Raw genomic sequence first — 14,791 nt, forward strand, 5'->3', positions numbered from 1 at the left:
CGAGGGGAACGAGGACCATGAGTACGCAGAACGTGCGCTGGGGAATTCTCGGTCCGGGCCGGATTGCCGGACGGTTCGCGGCTGACCTGCCGAGCTCCGAGACCGGCAGGCTGGTGGCGGTGGCCAGCCGGGACCTCGCGCGGGCCAAGTCGTTCGCCGACAAGCATGGCGCGGATCACGCGTACGGCAGTTACGACGAACTCCTCGCGGACGACACCGTGGATGCGGTCTATATCGCTACGCCGCATCCGCAGCACGCGGAATGGGCAATTCGCGCCGCCGAGGCGGGAAAGCACCTGCTGTGCGAGAAGCCGCTCACGGTCAACCACGCGCAGGCGACTGCGGTGTTCGAGGCCGCGCGCAGGCACGACGTGTTCGCCATGGAGGCGTACATGTATCGCTGCAACCCGCGGACCGTGCGGCTTGCGGAGCTGATCCGTTCGGGTGCGATCGGCGCGGTCCACCAGATCCAGGCGACGTTCGCGTTCGGGTCCAGTGGAGATCCGGAGAATCGGTTGTTCCGGCAGGACCTCGCGGGCGGCGGCATTCTCGACGTCGGAGGTTATGCGACGTCGATGGCGCGCCTGCTGGCCGGTGCCGCGCGCGGCCAGGCCTTCGCCGATCCCGACGAGATCGACGGAGTCGGTCACATCGGGCGCGACAATCGGATCGACGAGTGGGCCGTGGCGACGTTGCGGTTCGCCGCTTCCGGATCCGACCCGTCCATCACCGCCCACGTGGCGACGGGCGTACGTAGGTCCGCCGAGAACGCCGTACGCGTCTTCGGTAGCGAGGGCTATCTCGTCGTCGGGTATCCGTGGGGCGCTGGCAGGGATGGAAATCCCACGACCATCGAAGTCCACCGGGTCGGTGCGGATCCGGAGATCATCGAGTTCGCCGCCGGGCGACCGTACGCCTTGGAAGCCGACACCGTGGCCGCACACCTGGAGGCTCGGCAGGCCCCGGCGATGAGTTGGGCCGACACCCTCGGAAACATGGCGACGCTGGACCGTTGGCGGGCGGCGATCGGGTTGGAGTACGACGCGGAGCGGATCGACGCCAACATCCCGCCCGTCCACGGGCGGCCGGTCCGCCCCGGATCCGACCACCGGATGCGGTACGGCGAGGTGCCCGGCGTCAGCAAGAAGATCTCCACGCTGGTGATGGGTGGGGTCGGTCGCGGGCTGTCGCACGCCAGCGTGATGTACGACGACTTCGTCGAGCGCGGCGGAAACTGCTTCGACACCGCGTACATCTACGGCGGTGGCATGGCCGAGCGTCTGGTCGGCCAGTGGATGCGCAACCGCGGCAACCGGGACGAGATCGTGGTGATCGGCAAGGGGGCGCACACCCCGCACTGCGACCCGGAGTCGATCCGCCGCCAACTGACCGAGAGCCTGGAGCGGCTGCAGACTGACTATGTCGACCTGTACTTCATGCATCGGGACAACATTGATATTCCTGTCGGGGAGTTCGTCGATGTGCTCGACGAACTCCACCGAGCGGGCCGGATCCATGCCTATGGTGGCTCGAACTGGACGACCGACCGCCTCGTCGAAGCGAACGCGTACGCGCAGTCCCATGACAGGAAGGGATTCGTGGCGCTCAGCAACAACTTCAGCCTTGCGCGGATGGTCGAGCCGCCCTGGGATGGCTGCCTGGCCGCCTCAGACCCCGAACCGCGCCAGTGGCTCGAGGAGCACCAGCTGGCGCTGTTTCCGTGGTCGAGCCAGGCGCGCGGCTTCTTCACCGGACGATCCAGCCCCGATGATCACTCCGACCCCGATCTCGTGCGCTGCTGGTACAGCGAGGACAACTTCCTCCGCAAGGAGCGTGCCGAGACCCTCGCCAGCCAGCGCGGGGTGTCGGCGGTCGCGATCGCGTTGGCGTATGTCCTCGCGCAGGACTTCCCCGCGTTCCCGCTGATCGGTCCGCAGCAGCTCAGCGAGACCCGCGACTCCTACGCCGCCCTCGATGTCGAGCTCACGCCGGCGGAGGTGCGCTGGCTCGACCTCCGCGACTAGGGGTGTCCACGGGAAACCCCCTAGTCGAGCGGGATCTGCCCGATGGGTTCGCGCTTCTCGGCCTGGAACCGGTCTTCGGTCCTTCCGTACGCCCAGTAGCCGGACACCGAGAGCTGGTCCCGCGGTAGGCCTCGTACGTTCTTGAGGTAGTTCCGGAGTTCCTTGACCATGCCGCGCTCACCGTGCACGAACACCTGCACCCGCCCCTCCCGCCACGGGCTCTTGGTGACCGTGTCGACGAGCACGGTGGATGTTCCCGCGCGAACGCCGTCCCGGTGCAACCAGTGGACGAGGACGCCGTCCGGGTGGGTGAGTTCTTGGTGGTCCTCGGTGGAGTCCACCTCGATGAACGCGTCGCCGACGGCATCGTCAGGCATCGCCTCGAGCGCTACGGCAATGGCGGGGAGGGCAGCTTCGTCTCCGGCCAGCAGGTGCCAGTCGGCGTCGGTCCGCGGCGTGTAGGCGCCACCGGGCCGGGAGATCACCAGGCGATCACCGGGTCTGGCGGCGACGGCCCACGGCCCGGCAACGCCTTCGTCACCGTGGACCACGAAGTCGATGGCGAGCTGGCGCTTCTGCTGGTCGTACCAGCGCACCGTGTAGGTGCGGCGCACGGGCATGTCGTCGGGTGCGAGCCGTTGTCGTAGCTCGGCGAGATCGTACGGCGGAGTCAGCCCGAGTTCGGGTTTGACGAAGGTGATCTTGACGTAGGCGTCGGCGTGGAGGTCGTCGCCGAACGTCGCGAGTGACTCGGCCGTGAGCACCACGCGGATCATGTGCCGCGTCAGCCGCTGCGTGTGGACAACCTCGACGTCGTGGTAGTCGGCCCTGCTTCTGGTCATGGTGGAAGTGGCTCCTCTGGGCGCATGCTCGAGTGGGTCGACCTGGCACGGCGAACAAATTGCCTCCGCCAGCGGTGTCGCGCGGATGATGGCCGCGACATCACCCGATCCCGCTGGGAGGGTGGCAGCGGTCATCGCTCGGCGTGCAGTCGTCGGCGATGGGGGCAGAGGTTGGCGCGCGTAAGGAGAGCGCGGAACTGCGGGCCCACCTGTGTGACGTCGGTCAGTCGTACGGGAAACGGCAGGCGGACATCGTTGTGGTGGCGTGTGTATTCGAGCCGAAGGGTGATCCCCCAGCGATCCATTGCCAGGGGCAGGACCCGGATGACGTGGTGCATCAGCCGCGGCTCGATCAGGCGGGTCAGCTTTGCTACGAGGTCGGCGTGGGCGTCGGCCAGGTGCAGAAGCAGGTCGGCCTCATGCGCGGCCAGTAGATCGGTTTCTGTCGAGGCGAATTCGTCGGGACTGACGGTGACACTGCCGCCGTTCTCCTTGAAGGTGATCAGTTCAGGATCCAGCCGAGCGGCGATCGGGTCCGTCGCCTCGCGGGCAGGAACAGGGGCCAGCCGTCCGGCAAACGTGACCTGGGCGCGAACCCGGTCCCGCACCGAGATCGGCGCCAGGTCGGTGAACTCCGCCACGGTTCGCAGGCCCTCGCTCGGACCATGAGCGAGGTCGGTTGCCACCCGGCAGTCGATGGGTAGGCGAAGGACGACCCGACCCTGACCGTCAAGCGCGTGGAGGCCGAGCAGCACCTGCCGGTGCCCGTCCGCGGAGAGGGTCAGGGACGCCGCCGCGGCGACGGCGGACCGGGTCCGTTCCGGAACGGTCGGCTCGATGCGACCGGTGACGGTAGCGCCCATTCACGTCCTCCAATAAGGTAAGCCTGTCCTAACCTAGTCGAGTGCGGGCGAGATCGCCAGGCTTTCGCACAGCCCGGACTCGCAGTCCGCGTCTCAGTCCGGGCGGTGGACGTCATCGACTAGGGGTGCCGCCACCCGAGGAGCGATGCGACGACACGCCACACTGGCATGACGATGAACGTCCCTACCTTCACGGTCCGCGTGCCTCAGTATCAGGTCGATACCGAACCCGACCACAACGCCGTCGGCAAGGTCGTGGATGCTGAACTGCAGAAGCACTTCATGGGTCGCACGGTGGTCGTGCGCGGCGTCTGCTCGCCCTCCCACCCGGGCAAGACCGTTGATGACCTTGTCGAGATCGTCAAACGCCACGGTGTCGACCGCTACGACCCTCACCGCAAGGGTCACGGGTACGAAAACATCGATGGCAAGCACATCGACCTGTTTGCCTTTCGGCGCAAAGTGACGCCACGCATGCGGCTCTTCAAGGACTTGAGTTGGGGCTTCTACCACGGCGCGATCGCCAGTCACCGCACGCCGTACCGCATCGACATCCTCCTCGTCTATGACGCCGCACAACTCAAGGCGGTGCTGCACCAGTACGAAGGGAGGACGGACAAGAAGCGGGACGGATTCGTGTTCAGGGACCCTGAGCGCAAGCAGAAGGCGCTCCTTGGCATTGTCACGATCAGTTGACCCGTGAGCCAGACCCAGCGGTCGTTTCCCTCGACTTCAATGAATCGGCCGCTGCGGCGCTCCATGCATCCTCGTCGAACTCGTCCTGGGGCGGGTACATGGCAACCTTGGCGGCATGACGTGCGGTCAAGAGCATCTGAGCGCCGAACCTCCACAGCGACCGCGGTTCGGCCCGATTCGGCAGATCCCTCCTGACGAAGTGCTGAAAGGTCTGTCCGGCGCCGCGGCCGACACCGGGTGGGTCGTCGACCAGTTCGGTGACGACAGCGGCTATCCCAACGGCGGGATCTGGCGGGTGAGCGCCGACCGACTGAATGGTGCCGGTCCCTCGAGCGTGTGGGTCAAGCGCACGGGTGCCAGCTACCTCGGCGACAGTCCGGTGTGGCGCTGCCGGTTCGCATCCGATGATCCGCAGTGGTGGGGACGCGAAGCTGCGTTCTACGAGTCAGATCTGGCGGTCTCGGGTTGGCCAGGCGGCGTACGTGCGGCGCGCTGTTACGCGATCGACGACCACGACGAGTGCCGCGACCTGTGGCTGGAGTCCGTCGACGTCCCGGCGCCCCTGCGCGTGTGCGAGCAGGCCGCCATCGGGCTGGCTGGGTGGCAGGTCGCCCACCTGGACAGCGACCGCTCCTGGTTGGCCGAGGACTGGATTCCCACCCACGTCAGCCGTTACGGGCTCGACAACCAGCGGACTCTCGCGCATCCGGCTTGGCCGGCAGCGATCGACCGGGGCCTCGACCCGGTGCTGCGCTGCGTCGTCGAAGCACGGGTCACCGACCCGGCGGAGATCCGGCGTCAGCTCCAGGACTTTCCGCAGGTCCTGACGCATCACGACTTCCACCACGCCAATATCGGCACTGTCGACGAGGAGGTCGTCATCATCGACTGGGCATTCGTGGGCTGGGGGCCGATCGGACACGACGCCGGCCATCTCGCCCTCGACGCCGAAGCCAACCTGGGTGCGTCTCCCAGCGAGGCCTGGCACGCCATGCAGTCGGCGTACTGCGATGGCCTGAGTGCAGCTGGCTGGTCCGGTGATCTCGACCTCGTACGACGGTCGATGGTGGTATCCAACGTCCTTCGTCTCGGTTGGACGATCGACCATTTCCTGAGCGTTGCCGAGCAACTTTCCGACGACACCTTCGCTGCGATGTCGGCCAGGATGAATTTCCTCGCTGGCCTACGTGAACCGGAGTCTCAGTCGTGATCCAGCGTCTGCGGCGACTGGTGACGATCGCGGACGTCGTCGGTGCACGCGAGCCTCACCCGGACAGGAGGTGGTCTCGCCTCGCGTCGAGCTCGCCGAGCTGGCCGGCGATGTCACGCGAGGTCTTCTCCAGCTGCTGGAGTGCCTGACGTACGGCCTTGCTCGCCGTTTCAGCGCGGCGGCCTGCCTCCTGGATCCGTGACCGAACCGCCAGGTCGCTGAAGATGTTGTCGAAGAACACGTCGAAGGTACGCGTCATGCCGTCGACCTGCACGCCACCGATCGCGGCGATCCCCACGTCGGCGAGCTCGCGCGAGAAGTCCCCGAGCGCGACATCCGCGCGGTGAAGGAGATCCGTAGCCTCGTCCATCCTGTTGTACTTCATCATGTCCGTGACCAGTCCGCCGCCGAGAAACGTGTCGAAGGTCGACCACGACTCCGCCTTGCCGAGGACCTCGACCGCCTGCTCGACCAGGGTGGAGGCCGCCTTCCCGGCTGCGTACGCCTCGGCGGTCTCCTTGCGCGCGGCGATGAGCGCGCCGCGTTGCCTGGCGATGTCCTCCAGTGATGCTGCGAGAGCAGGGTCGTTGGTGAGCGCCCACTGCTCCTTGGCGGCGAGGGCACGACTGTGGATGTCGTCGACGTCGCCCAGCCCGTTGAGCTGGGCCTGGACCGACTCCGCATTGCGGTGGGCGGCGTCCCGTCGGGCCTCCGCTTCCGCGACGGCGTAGCTGGCGGCATCACGCTCGGCGCGTTCACGGTCGAGATCGTCGGTACGTGATCCGCGAAGAGTCGCCCAGATTCGGGTGGGCGAGAAGGACTCCAGCGCGTCGACGTCCTTGGCCTCGTCGGCGAGTCGATCGCGGAGTTCCTCGACCTGCTTGTCCAGAAGCTGGACGTGGGCCTGTTCGGTCGACAGCCGTCGGGTCAGGTCCGTGTGCTGCCGGCGGATTTGGGCGGCGTGGGCAAGGTCGGCCTCGATCTGGGCGAGCCGGGAAGGTTCGGTCACACGCCGATCGTAGAGCGCGTCGCCGAGCCGGTACGAACGCCGAGCCCGCACCTATCGATAGCGCGGTGGTGGAACCCACTTCTTTCTGACGCTGCCCGTCGACTGTTTCCGCGTCGTACTCTGCTCTTCCCTGTGCGACAGTTCCCTGTACGACTCTGCGTCCGGGAGCAGGCTCTGTTGTAACCGCTCGATGACCTCGGCCAAGCGAAAGCACGTTTGCTGGACGTCCGCGCGGGCCTGGCGCCACTCGGTGATGACCACCGCAAGCAGCAGCCCCGTGAGAACGAACGTTCCATTGAACACCTGAAGGATCACGATATTCTCGTACAGATTGCGCCCCTCGAAGAGGCCGTAGCCATGCGCAGCGGTGTCGATCGCCACGGCTGACACGATCAGCGCGCATGGTGCCACGCCATTCAACTGAAACCGCAGTGCCGCCAGTACGACGAGTGGAAAGGCAATGAACGGGACGCCGAATTCTCTGTCTCCGATGATCGTGAGTGTGAGGGTGGTGAGCAGCAGACCAGCAAGCTCGAGCCCCCGCCACGACCCGACCCGGATGGCGAGCCGGGGCTCGTCTCGCAGGGCACGGAGAAACCTGTTCAGAACAAGGATGAACGGGGCCACGACCAGGACGCCCAACATGTCGCTCGACCACCACACGACCGACACCTGGAGGAACTGTCGCGCCGGCAGGACATCCGCGACCACGAGTGCGGCAGTGCCCAGTGCCGCGCTGAGCGACATTGCCCCAAAGGCGCCAAGGAGCACCAGCGACAGTGCGTCCCTGAATCGGTCCAGCTCGATCCTGAACCCCACGCGCCGGAGGAGGAGATAGGCACAGACCGGTGCAAGAGTATTTCCCAGGGAGACCAGGAGCGCTTCGGGCGCAGGCACCGCCTGCACGTTGGACAGGAAGGAGCCGAGTGTGATGGCCGGCCATATCCGGATATCGAAGAGCAGGAGACCGGCCAACGCGATTCCCGCCGATACCCACAGCGACGTCACCGGCAGGCCGAGCGGTTTGGTCAAGACACTCAGATATGTCCCGGCGTAATAGGCCATAGCAACGCCAACGACCCGCACTCCGAGAAATGCGCGTGCCTTGAGATCATCAGTAGGGCGGCCAGTGGCGACCACCACATCACGCTACAACCATGACCGCTGGAGGCGGGTCTTCGACTGGCTCGAGAGGTTCCGTCGGTCCCGACGATCAGGTGGAGTCCTGAGGGCTGTCCACGCCGGCCTGCCGTCGCTGGTCGATTGGCCGTCGCCGGTCGAACGGCTGTCGACGTCGACTGGCGGCCGCGTACAGCAGCGCGGCCACCACCATCGTCACCGGGAACACCGCGCCGACGAGGAGTCCCACCCGCAGGCCGGAGCCGTCACGGACGGGAAGGCTCGCCGCGAGATCGCTCAGGACGCCGTTGCCTCCCGACGAGGCGAGGTCGGCGACGGCCCCGCTGATCCACGGCCCGCCCGCCCCGCCGGCGTCTCCGAAGATGGCCAGGACGCCGAACATCGCGGCCCCACCGAGCGGGAAGCGCGCGGCCGCGAGGCTGAACGTCCCAGGCCATAGCAGGCTCACCGCCAGACCGCAGAGCGCACACCCCACGAGGCTCAGCACCGGGCTGGCGGACAGCGTGGCCACCAGGTAGCACGCGGTCGCGAGGGACCCGCAGCAGACCAGCGCGGGCAGCAGGGGGATCCGTTCTCCCCACAGGCCGTACGCCATCCGGCCGATGCCCATGAGGACGGCGAACAGGCACGGCCCGGCGAGGTCCCCCCAGACCTTCGACACCCCGAGGCCCTCCTCGGCGAACAGCGACGCCCACTGGGACATGGTCAGCTCGGCCGCCCCGGCACTCAGCATGAGGACCATCGCGATCGCGAAGGCGGGCGCGCCGAGCAGCGCGCGCAGCGACATGCGGTGCTCGTCGGGCACGGTGGCCGGCAGCGGAACCCGCAGGAAAGCGACCAGGTTGATCAGCGGGACGATAGCCCAGACCAGCGGCAGCACCTGCCACGAGCTCTGACCGATGGCCGCGAGCAGCAGCGTGGTGACCGCGACGACACCGACCTGGCCCCAGCAGTAGAACGAGTGCAGCAGGCTCATCTGCGCCGCCTTCGCCGCCTGCGGTGTGGGTAACGCGTCGACGACCGGGCTGACCAGGACCTCGAGCAGTCCGCCGCCGACGGCGTACACGATCACTGCCACACAGAGACCGAGGTAGGGCGACGGGGCCAGGCTCGGCGCCACCGACAGCAGGACGAGGCCGAACGCGGCAAGGACGTGGGCGAGGACGAGCGGCCCGCGGTAGCCCGCCCGATCCACCACCTTGACCGCGATGACGTCGGTGACCAGCTGGGTGGCGAAGTTCAGCAGGACGAGCCGGCCCAGCATCTCCACCGGCACGTCGTACCGGGTCTGGAAGACGATGAACAGAACGGGCGCGAGATTGTTCACGATCGCCTGCGTGACATAGCCCGTGTAGCACGCCCGACGGGTGGAGTCGAAGGTCATGGCCACCTTTGTGATCGCCTCGTGGTCGTTGCCGTGTCGACCCCCGTCGCCTGCCCGACCCCCGCCGCTTGGCCGTCGACCGCGCTGGTGACGTTGTGTGAGTATCTCCGGGTGGGAGAGCCCGAAGCGTACTCATCACGTCACCGGCTCGGTCAACGGCAGCAAGGTGCCTGCTCGGGCAGGTGTCCGGTGAGAGACAGAGCAGTGCGATCGTCTGAGCATCGGAGGGCGTACGAATGGGATCCGCAGACCAGCTGCACTACCTGCAGTTGACCGAGTTGGCCACTCTTGTGCGGACGAAGGAGGTCTCGCCCGTCGAGGTGACCGAGGCCCAGCTGGAGCGCATCGCGGCCCTCGATCCCGAGCTCGGGAGCTACACGACCGTGCTGTCCGAGCGGGCGCTCGCCCAGGCGACCCGGGCCCAGGCGGACGTGGCGAACGGGCGAGTCCTGGGTCCGCTGCACGGGGTGCCGTTGGGCGTCAAGGACCTTGTCGACGTCGCGGGTGTGCCCACGCGCGCGGGGATGCCGCTTCGGTCCGAGGTGATCGCTGCGGCGGACTCGACGGTGACCGCACGCCTGCAGGCGGCCGGCGCGGTGATCCTCGGCAAGCTGAACCTCACCGAGGGGGCGTTCAGCGCGTACCACCCGACGCTGCGGGCACCGCTGAATCCCTGGGACCACGGACGTTATGCGGGCGTGTCGTCGAGCGGCAGCGGCGTGGCTGTCGCCGCCGGCCTGTGTTACGGAGCGATCGGATCGGACACCGGAGGATCGATCCGCTTCCCGTCGGCGGCCAACGGGGTCACGGGCTTGAAGCCGACCTGGGGCCGGGTCAGCCGGCACGGCGTCGCCGAGTTGGCCGCGACCCTGGACCACGTGGGTCCGATGTGCCGCAGTGCGGCCGACGCGGCGGCCATGCTGCAGGTGATCGCCGGCAGCGACCGGGCCGACCCGACGGCTGCCCGAGAGCCCGTGCCCGACCTGGTGGGGGCGGCCGGTCAGCCCGTCAAGGGACTCCGCATCGGTGTCGACAGCGACTGGATCCACGCGGGCGTCGACGGTCCGACGGCCGCGGGCGTGGACCATACGATCGCCGTCCTGGCGTCGCTGGGAGCCGAGATCGTCGACATCCGCTTTCCTGATCCCACCGCGGTGGTCGCGGACTGGTTCGACATGTGCGGCGTACAGGCGGCGATCGCGCACGAGGCCACGTTCCCGGCGCGACGAGAGGGCTATGGCCAGGCGTTGGCGGACCTGCTCGACCGCGGCCGGGCTCTGACCGGGCTGGAGTACCAGCGGATGATCCTGGCGCGGGCGGATTTCAGCGGGCGGTTGGCCGCGGTGTTCGACGTGGCCGACGTGCTGGTGATGCCGGCCATGGCGTTCGTGACGCCACCGGTCGACCTTCTCGCCGAACTCGCCGGGCCGGACCGGTGGCGGCTGCGGAAGTTCACCGTCCCGTTCAACATGAGCGGCAGCCCCACGATCACCCTGCCGTCGGGATTCTCGCCGGACGACGTGCCGACCGCTGTCCAACTGGTGGCGCGGCACTTCGACGAGCCGGCCCTCGTGCGTGCCGCCGCGGCCTTCCAGTCCGAGACCACCTGGCATCGCCGACACCCGCCCGGACTGTGACGCGCGACGAGCCCAAGCCCCGCTGACGAGTCGATGTGGAGAAGACGACATGCCTACCATCCCTGCTCTTTTCGGTCCGTACGGCGGTGCCGCGGTGGAGTTCCTCGACCGGTTCGAGCGGTACCGCGCGAACGCCCTGTGGTTCCACGGCTTCGACCCGGCGGCGTTCGAGGCGTGCGCGCAGCACGGGGTGGCGGCGTGCGTGGAGTTCAAGACGTTCCGCGCCGACTTCGCCGCCCGGCCGGAGCTGATCCCCCTCGGCGTGGACGGTCAGCCGATCCGGTACGGCCGGCTCGTGCAGGGCGTCTGCCTGTCACAGAAGGACTTCCTGGAGGAGGTCGCAGCCGATCTCGTCGCCGGGCTGCGGGAGTTCCAGCCCGCCGGCATCTGGCTGGACTACCTGACCTACGCCGGCTGGTTCGAGGTGCCGGATCCGGACCTGCAGGACAGCTGCTTCTGCGCGGCATGCGTCGCGGACTTCTGTGCCGCCACAGGCCTCGACACGACCTCGCCCGAGGAGATTCTTCGTACGGCGGCCAAGCAGTGGGAGCGGCACAAGTGCGAACGCATCGCGGCGTTCGCCGGCAAGTACGCCGACCTGATCCATGCGTACCTGCCCGACTGCGTGGTGGGGGCGTACATGTGTCCGTGGCGGCCGGAGGAGTTCGACCGGGCGCTGAGCCGCATCTTCGCCCAGGACTATGCGATGCTCGCTCCGGCGATCGACGTGTTCACGCCGTTGATCTACTGCGCGAAGAGTGGGCGAGGTCCGGGCTGGGGGCGGGAGTTCCTGGAAGCGTCGGCCGCGTTCGTCCCGCACGACCGGCCGGTCCAGCTGATCCTGGACGCGAAGGACTTCCCCGCCAGCCTGCGCGAGACGGCCGCGTCCGACCACCCGAGCCGCGGTTTCCAGGTCTTCGACGGAGCCGCGATCTTCCGTGACTCGCACCTGTCCGCCGAGTTCGCCGCCGCCGTCGAGCAGATCCAGCGCCAGCCCTCAGCCGGCCAGTGACGACCACGACCCACCCAGCCGATGGCCACACTGGTCACGTCGTCGCGATCGTGAACGCGTTCGTCCGGAGTAGCCTGCAGTGGAAACGTCTGATGAATTGCACCGTGCGGAACGACGAAGGAATCGGCGTTGACGATCATCGACTCCAACGTGCACAACGAAGTTCCCCACGTCCACGCCCTGCTGCCCTACCTCTCGGACTACTGGGTCGAGCAGATCGACAACACCGTCTTCCGTGGCCCGGCCGGCTACGACGCCCCCTACCCGCCGAACTCCGACATCGCCGTTCGGCCCGGCTGTCGGGTCGCGGACGGGCCGCCTGACCTGGAGATGACTCAGCGGCAGGTTCTCGGCCCGTCCGTCGAGGCCGCGATCCTCCTGTGCACCTACGCGGTGAACGGACTGCACAACCCCGACCAGGCGGTGGCGCTGGCGAAAGCCACCAACGACTGGCAGATCGCCGAGTGGCTCGACAGGGACAGTCGGCTGCGGGCGTCCATCGTCGTACCGTCGCAGCTTCCGCACCTGGCGTCGGCGGAGATCGAACGGGTGGCGGACCACCCCGGCTTCGTCCAGGTCGCGCTGCCGGCAAGGGCCCACCATCCGTACGGCAATCGCCTCTTCCATCCGCTGTGGGAGGCGATCGTCCGCCATGACCTCGTAGCGGGGATCTACTTCGGCGGCGCCCCTGGCAATCCGACGACACCCGTGGGCTGGCCGTCGTACTTCATCGAGGAGTACGTCGGGATGGCGCACGTCTTCGCCGCCCAGCTGACCAGTCTGGTCAGTGAAGGTGTCTTCGATCTCTTCCCCACCGCACGCGTCACCCTCGTGGAGAGCGGCGTGACGTGGCTGCCGGCGCACCTGTGGAAGTTCGACAAGGAGTGGAAGAACCTTCGGCTGCAGGTTCCGTGGGTGAAGCGGCCGCCGTCCTCCTACATCCGTGACCACGTACGCCTGACGGCGGAGCCGTGGGACATGCCCGCGGACGACCGGCTGGCGCTCGATCTTCTCGACCAGCTGGGCTCGGAGGACCTGCTGCTGTTCGCCACCGGGTTTCCGCACCAGTCTCTCGGAAACCTCGACCACCTGTTGGGCGTGGTTCCCGAGGCCACGGCCGACAGGATCAGGGCGACGAATGCGCAGAGCTGGTACCGCGGCCTGAACCACGCCGAATCGTCGTGACGACGGAGGATTCTCATGACCGCAGTGACAGAGGCACCGCGCCGGCCGAAGCCCGACACCCAGGTCGGCATCGTCGACTGCGACACGCACAACACCTGGAACGACCTGTCGGAGCTGAGGCCGTTCGTCGCCGAGCGCTGGCACCGGTTGCTCGACGAGTTCGGTCCCGGGCACTACGCGGGTGGCGGCTATCCACGGTTCTGGGGTGACGCCGCCGACACCGCGCCGGACTCGGGACGCAAGTCCGGCTCCGACGTGGCCTTCATGGGCAGGAACCACCTGGACCGGTACGGGATCGCGTACTGCGTCCTCATCCCGTCCAATCCCGTGACGGGCATGCAGAATCTGGACTTCGCGGCGGCCCTGGCGCGGGCGATCAACGACTGGCAGGCCGCGGAGTGGCTCGATCGGGAACCGCGGATGCGTTCCTCGATCGCGGTGCCGACGGAGGACCCGGACGCGGCGGTCGCCGAGATCCGCAGGCTCGGCCACGACCGGCGGTTCGTCCAGGTGCAGTTCAGTGGCCGGCCGAGGGAGCCGATGGGCCGGCGGCGGTACTGGCCGATCTACGAGGCATGTGCGGAGCTCGATCTGCCGGTGATGTCACACGCCTTCGGGTCGTGCGGGAACCCGATCACCGGCACCGGTTGGGCGTCGTACTACATCGAGGACCACGTGGGACCGGCGATCTCCGTCCAGGCGAACATCACCAGCCTGATCATGGAGGGGGTGTTCGAGCGGTTCCCGACGTTGCGGTTCGTCTCGGTCGAGAACGGCTTCGCGTGGGCGCCGGCCCTTCGCTGGCGGATGGACAACGCGTGGACGCTTCTGCGGCACGAGGTGCCGCACGTGCGTCGTCCGCCGTCGGAGTACTTCGACGAGCACGTCTACCTCGCCACCCAGCCGGTGGAGGAGCCGGAGAAGCGGGAGTACTTCGGACAGATGCTGGACCAGTATCCGGGGTTCGTCGACCGGCTGCTGTTCTCCAGCGACTATCCGCACTGGGACGGCGACACACCCGCGCGTGCCGTGCCGCTACTCCGCGACAAGGACGCGCGCGACAAGGTGCTCCGGCAGAACGCGCGCAGACTGTACCGCCTGCCGTGAAGTACGTCGTCGCGACGGTGGAGGAGATACCTCCCGGTGACCGCAAGATCGTCGAGGTCGCTGGCCGGTCCGTCGGCATCTTCAACCTGAGCGGAGAGTTCTTCGCCCTGCGTAACCGATGTCCCCACCAGGGTGCCGAGCTCTGTCGCGGAAAGCTGTGGGGGACCGTCACCGCGTCGGTACCGGGGGAGTTCGACTACACGCCCGGTGGCGAGATCCTCAGCTGCGTCCATCACGGCTGGGAGTTCCACATCCGGACCGGACAGTCATGGTGCGATCCGGACCGTCTCCGGGTCGCCGCGTACGAACCGGAGGTCAGGGGAGGGGACGAGATCCTCGAGTCGGCGCCAGGTGAGGACGGAAGGGTCAGGGGTCCGTACGTCGCGGAGACGATCCCCGTCACGGTCGAGGGCCAGTACGTCGTACTCGACCTCGCCTAGCGAGCGGCTCGACTAACTGTCGTCGTCCGGGGGCAGGTCCCACAGCTCGACATACCGTGTCGCGCCACACGCGCGACAGTAGGTGTCGATGGCATCCTCGTCGACCCAGGTGTGCGAGGTGTCCCGGCACAGGACGGGCATCACCCGCGGTTGGCTGATCACGATGCGCCGTCGTCGGCTACGAGTGAACTCGAAGTCCAGTTCGTCATCGGCCATGGGGACGATCATAGACAGAGTCGGCC

14 protein-coding genes are annotated in these 14,791 nt (G+C 67.6%); 8 read left to right on the forward strand and 6 right to left on the reverse strand.

Features of this window, described 5'->3' with window-relative positions:
- Positions 1-17: 17 nt before the first annotated feature.
- The gene (locus ABN028_RS31690; RefSeq protein ID WP_349699152.1) at positions 18-2,024 is read left to right on the forward strand and encodes an aldo/keto reductase; all 2,007 of its coding nucleotides are present in this window, start codon (positions 18-20) and stop codon (positions 2,022-2,024) included.
- A gap of 20 nt (positions 2,025-2,044) precedes the next feature.
- Here ABN028_RS31690 and ABN028_RS31695 read toward each other — a convergent pair whose 3' ends face one another.
- Positions 2,045-2,866, reverse strand: coding sequence for a siderophore-interacting protein (locus ABN028_RS31695; RefSeq protein ID WP_349331370.1), 822 nt, complete (start codon positions 2,864-2,866; stop codon positions 2,045-2,047).
- Between the two features lie 131 nt (positions 2,867-2,997).
- Positions 2,998-3,729, reverse strand: a complete 732-nt coding sequence (locus ABN028_RS31700) for a DUF2470 domain-containing protein (protein WP_349699153.1) — start codon at positions 3,727-3,729, stop codon at positions 2,998-3,000.
- A 168-nt stretch (positions 3,730-3,897) separates the two neighbouring features.
- Between ABN028_RS31700 and ABN028_RS31705 the strand changes: the two genes are divergently transcribed.
- Together ABN028_RS31705 and ABN028_RS31710 are read left to right on the forward strand one after the other, a co-directional pair.
- On the forward strand, positions 3,898-4,425 hold the full coding sequence (locus ABN028_RS31705) for a hypothetical protein (protein WP_349699154.1): 528 nt from the start codon (positions 3,898-3,900) through the stop codon (positions 4,423-4,425).
- Between the two features lie 199 nt (positions 4,426-4,624).
- Complete coding sequence (locus ABN028_RS31710) at positions 4,625-5,635, forward strand: phosphotransferase (protein WP_349331373.1); 1,011 nt, start codon at positions 4,625-4,627, stop codon at positions 5,633-5,635.
- Between the two features lie 55 nt (positions 5,636-5,690).
- Here ABN028_RS31710 and ABN028_RS31715 read toward each other — a convergent pair whose 3' ends face one another.
- The 3 genes from ABN028_RS31715 to ABN028_RS31725 all read right to left on the reverse strand — a co-directional run bounded on the left by ABN028_RS31715 (position 5,691) and on the right by ABN028_RS31725 (position 9,168).
- A complete protein-coding gene (locus ABN028_RS31715) occupies positions 5,691-6,644 on the reverse strand; it encodes a hypothetical protein (RefSeq protein WP_349699155.1) in 954 nt (317 codons plus the stop codon).
- 51 nt (positions 6,645-6,695) lie between these two features.
- On the reverse strand, positions 6,696-7,784 hold the full coding sequence (locus tag ABN028_RS31720; protein ID WP_349699156.1) for an MASE1 domain-containing protein: 1,089 nt from the start codon (positions 7,782-7,784) through the stop codon (positions 6,696-6,698).
- A gap of 73 nt (positions 7,785-7,857) precedes the next feature.
- Positions 7,858-9,168 (reverse strand): MFS transporter, encoded by a 1,311-nt coding sequence (locus ABN028_RS31725; RefSeq protein WP_349331376.1) that lies wholly within the window; start codon positions 9,166-9,168, stop codon positions 7,858-7,860.
- 236 nt (positions 9,169-9,404) lie between these two features.
- On the opposite strand from ABN028_RS31725, the gene ABN028_RS31730 reads away from it, so the two are divergent.
- From ABN028_RS31730 to ABN028_RS31750, 5 genes are all read left to right on the forward strand, one after another.
- On the forward strand, positions 9,405-10,805 hold the full coding sequence (locus ABN028_RS31730) for an amidase (RefSeq protein ID WP_349699157.1): 1,401 nt from the start codon (positions 9,405-9,407) through the stop codon (positions 10,803-10,805).
- Positions 10,806-10,854: 49 nt separating this feature from the next.
- The gene (locus ABN028_RS31735; RefSeq protein ID WP_349699158.1) at positions 10,855-11,817 is read left to right on the forward strand and encodes a hypothetical protein; all 963 of its coding nucleotides are present in this window, start codon (positions 10,855-10,857) and stop codon (positions 11,815-11,817) included.
- Positions 11,818-11,946: 129 nt separating this feature from the next.
- Complete coding sequence (locus ABN028_RS31740; RefSeq protein WP_349699159.1) at positions 11,947-13,002, forward strand: amidohydrolase family protein; 1,056 nt, start codon at positions 11,947-11,949, stop codon at positions 13,000-13,002.
- 15 nt (positions 13,003-13,017) lie between these two features.
- Positions 13,018-14,109 carry an amidohydrolase family protein gene (locus tag ABN028_RS31745; RefSeq protein ID WP_349699160.1) on the forward strand — a complete coding sequence of 364 codons (1,092 nt, stop codon included), beginning with the start codon at positions 13,018-13,020 and terminating at the stop codon, positions 14,107-14,109.
- Complete coding sequence (locus ABN028_RS31750) at positions 14,106-14,549, forward strand: Rieske (2Fe-2S) protein (RefSeq protein ID WP_349331381.1); 444 nt, start codon at positions 14,106-14,108, stop codon at positions 14,547-14,549. Before ABN028_RS31745 ends, ABN028_RS31750 begins: the two co-directional genes overlap by 4 nt.
- 12 nt (positions 14,550-14,561) lie before the next feature.
- On the opposite strand, the gene ABN028_RS31755 is transcribed toward ABN028_RS31750, so the two are convergent.
- Positions 14,562-14,765 (reverse strand): hypothetical protein, encoded by a 204-nt coding sequence (locus ABN028_RS31755; RefSeq protein ID WP_349331382.1) that lies wholly within the window; start codon positions 14,763-14,765, stop codon positions 14,562-14,564.
- Positions 14,766-14,791 lie beyond the last annotated feature (26 nt).

It is taken from the genome of Actinopolymorpha sp. B17G11 (genome assembly GCF_040196095.1).
In the GTDB taxonomy this organism is placed as follows: Bacteria; Actinomycetota; Actinomycetes; order Propionibacteriales; family Actinopolymorphaceae; genus Thermasporomyces.